The organism is Veillonella sp. AF36-20BH, assembly GCF_003602765.1.
In the GTDB taxonomy this organism is placed as follows: Bacteria; Bacillota; Negativicutes; order Veillonellales; family Veillonellaceae; genus Veillonella; species Veillonella hominis.
In genome coordinates this window covers 20,608-31,495 of sequence record NZ_QTLR01000011.1, presented here as the reverse complement: position 1 = coordinate 31,495, position 10,888 = coordinate 20,608, and the positions used below count along the sequence as shown (strand labels likewise).

The 10,888-nt window shown below is 36.6% G+C and carries 8 protein-coding genes; 3 read left to right on the top strand and 5 right to left on the bottom strand.

Features of this window, described 5'->3' with window-relative positions; translation table 11 throughout:
• Positions 1-567 precede the first annotated feature (567 nt).
• Positions 568-1,299: an SIMPL domain-containing protein gene (locus DW000_RS09390; protein ID WP_120056209.1), complete on the top strand. Its 732-nt coding sequence runs from the start codon at positions 568-570 to the stop codon at positions 1,297-1,299.
• Here DW000_RS09390 and DW000_RS09385 read toward each other — a convergent pair.
• Positions 1,280-2,026, bottom strand: a complete 747-nt coding sequence (locus DW000_RS09385) for a ubiquinone/menaquinone biosynthesis methyltransferase (RefSeq protein ID WP_004698389.1) — start codon at positions 2,024-2,026, stop codon at positions 1,280-1,282. The genes DW000_RS09390 and DW000_RS09385 overlap by 20 nt on opposite strands.
• A 346-nt stretch (positions 2,027-2,372) precedes the next feature.
• Between DW000_RS09385 and sstT the strand changes: the two genes are divergently transcribed.
• Together sstT and DW000_RS09375 are read left to right on the top strand one after the other, a co-directional pair.
• Positions 2,373-3,593, top strand: a complete 1,221-nt coding sequence (gene sstT, locus DW000_RS09380) for a serine/threonine transporter SstT (protein ID WP_004692960.1) — start codon at positions 2,373-2,375, stop codon at positions 3,591-3,593.
• A 246-nt stretch (positions 3,594-3,839) separates the two neighbouring features.
• Positions 3,840-5,357 (top strand): FAD-dependent oxidoreductase, encoded by a 1,518-nt coding sequence (locus DW000_RS09375; RefSeq protein ID WP_008602685.1) that lies wholly within the window; start codon positions 3,840-3,842, stop codon positions 5,355-5,357.
• A gap of 189 nt (positions 5,358-5,546) precedes the next feature.
• Here the strand turns inward: DW000_RS09375 and DW000_RS09370 are convergent, their stop codons facing one another.
• From DW000_RS09370 to DW000_RS09355, 4 genes are all read right to left on the bottom strand, one after another.
• A complete protein-coding gene (locus DW000_RS09370; RefSeq protein WP_004692962.1) occupies positions 5,547-6,203 on the bottom strand; it encodes a PepSY domain-containing protein in 657 nt (218 codons plus the stop codon).
• Between the two features lie 127 nt (positions 6,204-6,330).
• Positions 6,331-7,452 (bottom strand): AI-2E family transporter, encoded by a 1,122-nt coding sequence (locus DW000_RS09365; RefSeq protein ID WP_008602687.1) that lies wholly within the window; start codon positions 7,450-7,452, stop codon positions 6,331-6,333.
• Positions 7,453-7,678: 226 nt separating this feature from the next.
• Positions 7,679-8,716 (bottom strand): OmpA family protein, encoded by a 1,038-nt coding sequence (locus DW000_RS09360; protein WP_120056207.1) that lies wholly within the window; start codon positions 8,714-8,716, stop codon positions 7,679-7,681.
• A 552-nt stretch (positions 8,717-9,268) separates the two neighbouring features.
• Positions 9,269-10,678 carry an MATE family efflux transporter gene (locus tag DW000_RS09355; protein ID WP_120056205.1) on the bottom strand — a complete coding sequence of 470 codons (1,410 nt, stop codon included), beginning with the start codon at positions 10,676-10,678 and terminating at the stop codon, positions 9,269-9,271.
• Between the last annotated feature and the right edge of the window lie 210 nt (positions 10,679-10,888).

The following is a 10,888-nucleotide window of genomic DNA, read 5'->3' as shown; positions in this document are numbered from 1 at the left end:
TGAGCCAGGATCAAACTCTCCAAGATACCTTGAAGCTATTTGAATAGCTCATTATTTGTTATCGTTACTTTTAAGTAACTTTGAATTATGGTTGGTTTTGACTATGTCAAAACCCGCACTCTGGCATATGTTCAATCATATGATTGATTACCTATCATTGTTCAGTTTTCAAAGATCTGTTATCAATTTGCACTACTTCATTATTAAGTACTGTCGTAATTGACGACTTGATTATAATAACATTATGACCACTTTCATGTCAACACATTTTATAATCTTTTTTGAAGTTCATTTTAAACCTCTAAGTGTATTGCTACACTCATTAAGAAACAGCCGCTCAAACGACTGTATGCATATTATAGTACAATGAAAATATAATCGCAACCCCCAATTCTCAATTTTACAAAATCTTCATTTTATTTTCATTTTTAATCATAAACCTAATAATTGATTTTACACAATTAATCATGTACAATGTAGCTGTAATAAAGAACTTCCAGCACAAATTAGTTTTCTTTTATTAGCGTTTACCAATATGAATATTACATTATTGTAAGGAGATTGAGTATGAAACTATCAAAACATTTATTATCAAAAGCTGTAGCTATAGCTGCTATATGTGCTACTATGGGAACTACCACATTAGCTGCACCACAGGGCACATTTGATACTTCAGAAATTAATATTACTGGTCAAGCGTCTCGATCTGTAGCACCTAACTATGCGATTTTAACACTTGGTATTACAAGCCAAAATACCAATATCAATGCTGCAAAATCTAATAATGATCGTATTATGAGTAATTTAATTAGTCAATTAGCTAACTTAGGTGTTGCAAAAAAAGACATCTATACATCTAGCATTTCCATCAATCCAACGAGCAACTATCAAGACGGCAAACGCATCAATACAGGTTACAATGTATCAAATCATGTAACAGTTAAGATCAATAACCTTGATAACGTAGGAAAGGTTGTCGATGCCGCTGTTAGCGCTGGTGCTAACGACATCAACAACCTTTCATTCCAAAATGATGTGTCTCAACAATTATCTGATTCTTTAACTACAGAAGCGATTCAAAACGGTCGCCATAAAGCAGAAGTTATCGCAGCTGCCCTCGGTCGTACATTGGGACCAGTAAAAACTGTTTCCATTAGCACAACTGAAACTAGCACAATGGACTCTGGTTACTATCGTAACCCAGTAATGCTAAAAGCAGCTCTCGAAACTACTACGCCTGTAGAAAAAGGCTCTTTAATAGTTTCACAAGACGCTAACATCACTTATTATCTACAATAGAATTTTCCGGTACCACACCTTCGTGTACAGCTACAATGCCGCCTGTCAATTCATGATAGGTGGCATTTTCATATCCAAGAGATTTCCAGATTTCTAAAATCTCACTTTGATGCGGGTATCTACGTAAAGATTCTGGAAGCCATGCATAGGAAGAGTTATCTTTGCTCAATTTTCCTATAATAGGCAATATATATGAAAAATAGAAGTTATATAACTGTTTAAACCCAAACATACTTGGTTTTGCAAGTTCTAACACCACAACCTTCCCCCCTGGTTTTACCACGCGTTGCATTTCAGACAATACCTGCTTAATATCTGGAACATTTCGCATTGCAAAGCCACTCATTGCAGCATCAAATGTATTATCCTCATATGGTAAGGCCATGGCATCACCTTGTACTAAATTTACTTGATTAAGTAAACCAGCAGCCTCAATACGAACACGACCTTGATTTAGCATTTCACTATTAAAGTCTAATGCCTCTACCTTCAAAGTGGGCTCTTGACGTAATGCTTCCTTCGTAAATACACAAGTGCCACATGCCACATCAAGTACATATTGGTGAGGACCGATATTCATCGCTTTTACAGAGAATTTACGCCAAAAATAATCTTGTCCAAAGCTTAACACCGTATTCATTAAGTCATAGTTTTTTGCAATATTAGAAAAAACGCCTTGTACAAATTTCTCTTTATCTGCATACGTTTTAAATTCTTTAGTATTCATTATGGACCTTTCACAAATCAAGAACTATGTTCAAGAATTATATATGGCATAGTATACCACACTATAGGAACGCTAAAAAGAATCCTAATATATATACTCTATATAATGACTATGTAATATATACATACCTACTAAAAACACTGGTATTTAGTATTTTCCGCTACATAATATAAAACTAAACACACATATCTATTTTTTACCTATATTCATAATAAATATATACGACTATCGATTATAATATCTATTGCCACCATTTCATGTTCGTTGTATAATGACATATGTCCATGTTGAAAGGATACTTTATCATGGGATTTTATTTGTTTTTATATAAGTATTGGAGTGTACTATGAATCGATTTGTAAAATCAATCAATAGAGTCAGTCTAATCCAACAAATTATCATAGGTTTGATTATTGGTATTTTAACTGCTCTTTATGTGCCCGATGTGGCCAATGAACTTGCTTTATTAGGAGTCCTCTTCGTTGGAGCGCTAAAAGGTATCGCCCCTATCCTCGTATTTTTCTTAGTAATTGCTGCGATTAGTAAACATCGCTCTGGACAAAAAACAGGTATGGGCTCTGTTATAACCTTATATTTACTAGGTACATTCCTATCTGCGGCTTTAGCAGTAATCGTAAGTTTCTTTTTCCCTACTACATTACACCTAGCAGCAGGTGCAGCCGATGCCGCACCACCTCAAGGTATCGTAGAGGTTATGACAACATTACTAAAAAATGTAGTTGATAATCCTGTAAAAGCATTAATGACTGCTAACTACATCGGTATTTTAGGTTGGGCACTTATCATTGGTGGTGCTTTACGCCATGCACCGATGAATACGAAGGAAGTTATGGAGTCCATTGCACAAGCTATTACTACTGTAGTAGGTTGGATCATTCGATTCGCCCCTCTTGGTATTATGGGCCTTGTAGCAGAATCCATTGCTACTAACGGCATCGAAGCCTTGATTGGGTACTTTCAATTACTCGTATTATTACTTGGTTCTATGATCTTTGTAGCACTAGTAATCAATCCAATTTTATCCTTTATTTACCTTCGTCGTAATCCATACCCATTGGTATTCAAATGCTTACGAGAATCTGCAATCTATGCGTTCTTTACACGTAGTTCTGCTGCAAACATTCCCGTAAACCTTGATTTAGCCAAACGATTGAAACTTAATCCAGATATGTATTCCGTATCCATTCCATTAGGAGCTACAATCAATATGGGTGGTGCAGCAATTACAATCACAATCATGACATTAGCTGCGGCGCATACATTAGGTATCGTTGTAGATATTCCTACCGCAATCCTATTATCTGTTATTGCCACTATAGGTGCATGTGGGGCTTCCGGTGTTGCAGGCGGTTCCTTGTTACTCATTCCATTGGCTTGTTCCCTATTCGGTATATCCAATGATGTAGCAATGCAAGTTGTAGGCGTAGGCTTTATTATCGGGGTATTACAAGATTCCACGGAAACTGCACTTAACTCTAGCACAGATATCCTCTTCACTGCTACTGCTGATTATGCAAAACGCGGTTATCATCAAGATTGGAACTAAAATTTTTTTAGACGGTCCTTTGGGACCGTCTTTTTTTTGTAAACTAATTGTACATTCTTTTATAGGACTTTGTGAAAGTTACATATATCCGCGCCTCTTAATTTTCTGGAAATAATATTATGTATTTGGATAAACTAAATATAAACTTTCACCAATCACTAACAAACTATATTGATTTTCTTCAATGTAGTGGTATAATATAGTTAATGATAATAACTATTAGTAGATATATAGGAAGGAATCAACATGAAACAATACGATATTATTGTAGTTGGTACAGGCGGCGCAACCATCGTAGCTGATGCTGCGCTCAAAAAAGGCCTTAAAGTGGCAGTCATAGAAAAAGGTAAATTTGGTGGTACATGTCTAACTCGCGGTTGTATTCCTACAAAAGTTATGGTTACAGCAGCTAATGCAATTCAAGAAACAAAAGAATTCAAAAAAATTGGCGTTAACGTTGGACCTGCTACTATGGACTGGCATACTGTGTCCAAGCGTACTTGGCATAAAATTGACGAATCTGCAGGCATCTATGATTATTACAATGCCTATGACAACGTAGATGTGTATCGTGGTGCAGCAAGCTTTGTATCTGATAAAGTGATGAACATCCATCTTAACGATGGGTCTGGCATTGTAGAAATTACAGCGCCTACAATTATCCTTGGTACTGGTGGCTATAGTAATGTACCTAATGTACCAGGTCTTCAAGAATCAGGGTTCCTTACTAGTGAAAGTCTCTTTGGTGATAAATTCCCTAAACAGCCATATAAATCCCTTGCTGTACTTGGTGCGGGTCCGATTGGTGTTGAGTTCGCTCATGTATTTGATTCCGCTGGTACAAAAGTAACAATTCTACAACATAATGTACGTTTAGTTCCTAAAGAAGATGCAGATATATCGGAACACTTGCTTAACAACTACAGAGAACGTGGTATTAACGTACTTCTAAACCAAGACACTGTTGAAATCCGCCAAGAGGATGGCCTTAAAGTAGTAGTTACTAAAGATCGTACTACTGGCGAAATTACAGAAACTAAAGTTGAAGAAATCCTTGTAGCTGCAGGTATCCATCCAGCTGTGGAAGAACTTCACCTAGAAAATACTGGTATTGAAACACGGCCTAAAGGCTGGATCAAAACTAACGAATTTTTAGAAACATCCGTTGATGGTATCTACGCTTTAGGTGATGTCAATGGGGAGCCGGCATTCCGTCACCGTGCAAACTACGAAGCAGATATCATTGCTCACAATCTCTTCTATGCAACAAGTGAAGATGATTACCGTTGGGCAAGGTATGATACATTACCAAAAGTTACTTTCTCCTATCCTGAAGTTGGTAGTGTAGGTCTCACAGAGGCTGAAGCTATCAAAGCGGGTTACAATGTAGGAGTTGGGAAGAACTTCTACTCCTCCACTGCAAAAGGCTATGCAATGGGTATCAACCCTGGAGATATAAACGATGGATTTGTAAAAATTGTGGTAGATAAAGACACCAACCATATCCTTGGTATGCATGTCGTAGGTCCTCAAGCCTCTATCCTCTTCCAGCCTTATGTGAACCTTATGAATAGTGGTGTAACTCCGTTGACAGCAATCAACGAAGAAATTGCTTCTGAACGCACTAAACGTTTACGTGAAAAAGGTATTACTCGTGAAATGGACCCTAGATCCGTTATCACTGTAGGCGAAACTATGAGCCCACATCCATCCCTCGTCGAGGTTATCATGTGGACACAAGTGTACTACGAAAATCGTTGGTAATACAACTATAGTTATAAATAATAAAAGGACTAAACCTAGGCGCAGTCCTTTTGTTGCAAACATATCTATTGTAAAAAAAATATTCTAACATAAGAGCACTATCAACCGATATTTTATAGTATTGGAATCGCAAAAAAGAGCCAAAGGCATTGCCTTCGGCTCTTTTCTTATTAATCATCAATAGATAGGTTAGCGGCCCATATCTATATCAGAACCCCAAACGAGATTTGTTTTACGACCATCGAAGCCTTGATCTGGCTCAGGTGGTAATTTATAGGATTTAGATTGTTCTACATAAGCACCTGTCTCAGCATCTACTGTAACAACTACTTTTTTACCATCTTGATGCATAGTCACATAGTATAAAACTTTACCATTATGAGCTTCAATTTTCCAGCCCTTCATAACAGCATCATTTCCAAGTTGTTGTTTTGCAACACGTTCTGCTTGCGTTGATTCAATAACTTTATCTTTATTGAAAATCTCACCAATAACTTTCTTAGGTTTGCCCCCCTCTTCCATATCAGAAGCATTACCAGTGATTACATCAATTTTCATCTTGTACTGATGATACTTACTATAACCAACTACTTTATAACCATAGTTCAAGTCATTAGAGTTGAGCTCTACAGAATGAAGCGCCGCATTAGGATAGCGATTTTGGAAAATAGTTCCAATTTGGCTCATAGTCATAACTATGGACTCGCCAGGTGCACGTTTTACAGAAATATCCGTACTTGTTTCAGGCTTTGTTTTGCGTGCATCTGCCACACTTGGTGTAGCAACGGATAACATGCCCACTGCTAATACCCCCGTTAATGCCATAGAAATCAACTTTTTATTCATTATAATCCTCCTACTAGATATCATGTTTCTATTAATCAAACTATTAGTACACTAGAATTTCTATAAGTTCATGCTATATTCAGCAACACGAAAAATATGTAAATAGTCATATCATTTAGACAATATACTATAAACCTTCATTAGATGCAAGTCGTCCATCTACATCAGTCATAATCAATTTATAGCATGTAGCCACTAAAGGTACACCGATCAACATACCAGTAACCCCCATCAAACTACCGCCTACGATAACAGCAGCAAATACCCACAAACCTGGTAATCCAACAGAGTTACCTACAATTTTAGGATAAATAAAGTTACTTTCAATTTGATGTAGTATCTCCAGAATAATTACATAGATAAGAGCATCCATAGGGCTAACAGTAAGTAGCATAACGGCTCCAATGATACCACCAACATAAATACCTAATAGTGGAATCAAACCAGTTAGACCAATTACACAGGCAATCGTTGTAGCATATTCAATATTAAATAGCCATAAAGTAATACCTACCATCACGCCTAGAACCAAGGCATCTATAAACTGACCTACAAAAAAATTACTGAATGTTTGAACTGCTACACGAGTTACATAACTAACTCGACTTACCCACTCATCTGATGCATAAGCCTTTAATATACGTTTACCTTGTAACATAAGGCGTTCCTTATCAAGCAACATATAAACAGCAAAAATTAAGCCAAGACCTATGTTCAAAGTCCAAGACAATACGGTGCCCATTGCATTTACAATATATGTGCCACCTTTTGTCCCCCATTCACGAGTATATTTAGCAATATTCTCTCCACTTAGGGCATCTATAATCGTTTGATTCGACGCCATTGGAATGGTTTCTGTAATATGTTGCATCCATGTTTGGAAATCCGTATACAATTGCGGTGATGCAGCTACAATAATCGACATAGAATGAATCAATTGAGGTAAAGCCATCCGAGCAATAAAATACACAATAACACTAATTGTTACAAAGGATAGCAAAAGACTCAACGGGCGACGTATTTTATACTTCCATCCAGAGTCACACTTAGGCCATAGCCATCGTTCATAACGAACGACTAGAATATCCAATACGAAAGCAATACAAGCACCCACAATGAGCGGAACAAAAGCCGTAAAGATAGCGTCAAGACCACTAGCAATATCACTTATACGTAGTGCCATCATAATCATAATGCCCGCTAGTATAATAGCTCCTATGAGCTGTTTGTAATATTTGAATTCTTTCATAATAACCTACTTCACATAACACTATTAATAAGCTACACCTATATAACTATACGATTCTCACATCGCATACATTACCAAAGCATAATGAACATTGTATGACCTAGGATTGTATGCAATTTTAGTATAACACAAAAGTCCACCTTATCGCATGCTCGAATTCTCGATAAACAAGAGAGCATGATTGAAGGTGGACTTATTGTAGGCCTAATCTAGATTAGTCTAGAGATTAGCGATGAATATAAACGTCTACACGACGGTTTTCAGCTTTACCTGCTGCTGTAGAGTTAGTTGCAACTGGTTTAACATCACCATTAGCAATACCGATAAGACGATCGGCAGATACACCATGGTTAACTAAATATTGAGCCACATGTTGTACGCGGCGTTCAGACAAAGCAATATTGTATTGTGGATTTGCATCAGTATCAGCGTTACCCATCAACTTAACTTGGTCTTGAGAATATTGGTTAGCAGCATTTACAGCAGCTGTTAAGTTTGGATATTGGTCCGCACGAGCAACATCTTGGTCGGAGTCAAAGTAGATAGATTGTACATAGTAGTCCAATTTAGGAGTTTTATATGCAGGCGCTTCTACAGTAGGAGCTGGATCCGGAGTGTATACAGGAGCTGGCGCTGGAGTGTATACAGGAGCTACGGATTTATGACCGCCGAAACGGTAAGATAATCCTACTACAGGACCTTGGAAGGAAATATTGGACTTATCATCACGTTTAGTATTGATATAACGATACCCTGCATTAATATCCCAGTCTTGGTTAACTTTATAACCTAAACCTGCTTCCCAAGTAGTAGTTCTCTTAGTCCCTACACCCGCTTTACCATAAACGTCTACTTTGGAGCCAAGGTTAGCTTTACCAATTACACCTAATTGAGCAATATTATTTGCTTTAGGGAATGCATCACCAGAAATGTGAGCATAACCGCCATATACTGCGAAATTTTTGTTCAAGGATTGAACCAAATTAACTTCTTGCATTCTGTCACTATAGCTCATACCGTTATATTTATCGTTCAAACCATGGTATTGGTATTGCAACGCTGTTTTATCTGTGAAAGCGTATGTTACACCACCATCAAAGTTCCATTTTGCATCAGAAGTCCAAGCTTTAGTTTTTGCTTTAGAATCAGACGCACCAAGATCAACTTGAAACTCACCTTTATTGAATTGAGTTTGAGGAGTTGCACCTGCTACGGACACACCTACAGCAGCAACTGCCACTAAAGCTAATAATTTTTTATTCATTATAATTCCCTCCAAAAACAGCCCTTATAATACTTAGGCTTTGGTAATAATATTCTTATATTTTACACAATTTTTCAATATAATTCAACATTCTTCATGAATATTTGATGAATTTTTAATCATATCTATCTATAAATATTATAAATATAAATATTTAAACCCTCTCTATTGCCGAATCACTGCGATTCTCTGCACATATTACATTCCCGAAATTATAATACTATTTATCTTTTTTAAGATTCTCTAACAATAATAAAATTACTGGTCTTATAAGTTCATCAAAATCATTATTATATATACTAATAGATCTAACTATAATTGAACGAATAAAAGCTCCCTTATGCACTAAGGAAGCTTTTATCATTTCATATGTATATCCCTTACATATATACGTGAAATCAGAAGTTTCTGGTCAGATAACACATTCCCCAATGTGTCATTTTTTTCACATTACGTATTGTACATCAAAAATTTTTAATAGACAAAAGTTTATTCACTTCTTTTTCATGAATCCTTCTAAAACTTTCAATGTGAAAAAGAATTTACATCTCATTAAACAACCTTATGTTGCCATGTTCCTCGAATAAATCTCAAATAAGAACAACATAATCTTAGAGACTGATCGAAGCACAAAGATAACCATGCCCCAAAAAGCCCTAAACCTAGTGTAATGCACAATAAATAAGTAATAATAGGACGAATAATCGCTACACTCACAAGGGAATATTTCATAATATAATATGTATCCCCTGCCCCTTTTAACACACCAGAATATACTTGCTGTAATGCTTGAGGGAATGCTGCGATAGCCATAATGCCCATCAAAGCGGCTGAAAGTGTAACAACATCACTTTCACGAGTATATAACTGTACTAAAAAATCACCAGGGCCAATAAAGATTAATGCACTTACAAGGCCCACGACTAGACCAATACGAGCACCAATTTTCCCATAAGTACGTGCAATATCCGGTCGCTTGTGTCCAAGACTTTGACCCGTATGTGATGCACCTGCAAATCCAAGACCCATCGCAAAATAATAAAATATATCCATTAAATTCATACATACGTAATGTGCTGCTAAAGGTACCGCACCTAAGGAAGCAACAATCATAGTGTATGTATACATACCAAATCGTTCAAAGAACTGTTCCCCTAAAGAACTGCCACCTACATGAAACATCGTATGAAGTACAGGTCTTTCAAAAGTCCATTTCGACGAATGTCGTAAAGTCAAACCCGTTGTAGTATGTTGTGCGATAGTCCGCAATAACAATAATGCAATAATAGCACTACTGATCATGGTAGATACACCTGCACCCATAACACCAAGTTCAGGGAAGAAACCAATACCATAAATCAAGAAGAAATTCATTATCGTATTCAAAATATTCCCTACTACATTAGATTTAAAAATGACCTTGGTATTACCATATCCAATGAGTGCAGCCCCTACGATTTGGCTAAAGGATTGAAAGATTAAGCTAATAACTATGAAACGACCATACCAAACAGCCGTTTCAATATAGCTATCTTCAGCCCCCGTAAATCGTAGAATATGCTCTAAGTTCAAGAAGCATATCAATAATAACGGTACATAAATTAAAAAATTCAATAAAATAGACTGCTTAAGTACAGCATTCATGCCATCTACATCACCTTCACCATGACGACGAGCTATAATTGCCGTCACGGCTATAGATAAAGCTCGACAAAAGATGAGCATTACCATCTCAGGTTGTCCCATAATGCCTACTGAAGCAAGCGCTGACGCACCTAGGGCACCAACCATCGCCAAATCGATGGCCGTCATAAATTGTAACATCAAACCTTGTAAGGTAGCTGGCCAAGCTATTTTTAAATAATTACCATATAGTTGCTTCGTAGTTCCTACAGGTCCTAATCGTTCTGCAACAGGCAACATAGTATCTATTGAAAGCCATCGTTGTATACGGTCTAACATCCTATCTCCTATTCATGTAAGATCATATAGTAAAGGTATTACTTCACCTCTTATATCTATTGTATTATATCATACAACATATGAGAAGTCATTCATATATTATGTATTTCAAATAAGAATTTATATCAAAATAGCAAAAAAGAACCTCTTATGCGAAATGTATATACCCTATCAAGTACAACAGTGTATAAGAGGTTCTTTAGCTTTACA